General features: G+C 64.6%; 1 protein-coding gene and 1 pseudogene. One reads left to right on the top strand and one right to left on the bottom strand.

What is annotated here, in order from left to right:
* Positions 1-185: hypothetical protein (locus CSC66_RS17655; RefSeq protein WP_238394451.1), on the top strand; the 185-nt coding region annotated here is incomplete at its 5' end.
* 32 nt (positions 186-217) lie between these two features.
* On the opposite strand, the pseudogene CSC66_RS17175 reads toward CSC66_RS17655, so the two are convergent.
* Positions 218-613: pseudogene (locus CSC66_RS17175) on the bottom strand (MFS transporter); the annotation flags it as partial.
* Positions 614-782 lie beyond the last annotated feature (169 nt).

Genomic DNA, 782 nt, shown 5'->3' with positions numbered 1-782 from the left:
CGCAGTTTGCCGCTCGCCCCTCCGACCACGCCCGGACGCGCCTTCCCCTACCAGGTCTGCAGCGGTTCGAAGTCCACTGCCACCTGCTGGTCGCCCAGCAGGTGCGCAGGGTGTTCGACCACTGGGTCCCCCACCAGTGCACCCAGCGCGCCTCGGTCGCCCGGCCCGCCGCAGCCGGTGGCTGAGCGCGGGTGCGGTCGCCACGCCAGGGCCATGCTCACCCCTCCATCTGTTCGAGCTTGATGCCCTTGGTCTCGCGCACGAAGCGCAGGACGAAGAACACCGACACCACCGCCGCCACCAGGTACAGGGCGTAGGTCGAGGCCAGCCCGATCCCCGCCAGCAGGATCGGGAAACTCATGGTGATCGCAAAGTTGGACGTCCACTGCGCCGCGCCGGCCACCGCCAGCCCCGAGCCGCGGATCTGGTTGGGGAACATCTCCCCCAGCATCACCCACATCACCGGGCCCCACGACACGTTGAAGAAGACCACGTACACGTTGGCCGCCACCAGCGCCAGCGTGCCCATCGCATCGGACAACTGCAGGTGACCGTCCACCAGCGACCCGCTGGCGAACGCCCACACCACCAGCGCCAAGCTCACCGCCATGCCCGGAAAAAAACAGAACAACGACCGCACGACGCAGGTAGTAGTCGAGAGTTTCGTAACCTGCATGTATGCAAGCACGTCAGATACTTGCTGTTACATACGTAACTCTATCCACGATACATGCGCACCGTGCTTAAGCCGGACGACACCTTACATAAACAAAACGACGCGA

It is taken from the genome of Pseudoxanthomonas kaohsiungensis (assembly GCF_010211765.1).
GTDB lineage: Bacteria > Pseudomonadota > Gammaproteobacteria > Xanthomonadales > Xanthomonadaceae > Pseudoxanthomonas > Pseudoxanthomonas kaohsiungensis.
This window is presented reverse-complemented; position numbering and strand designations above follow the sequence as displayed.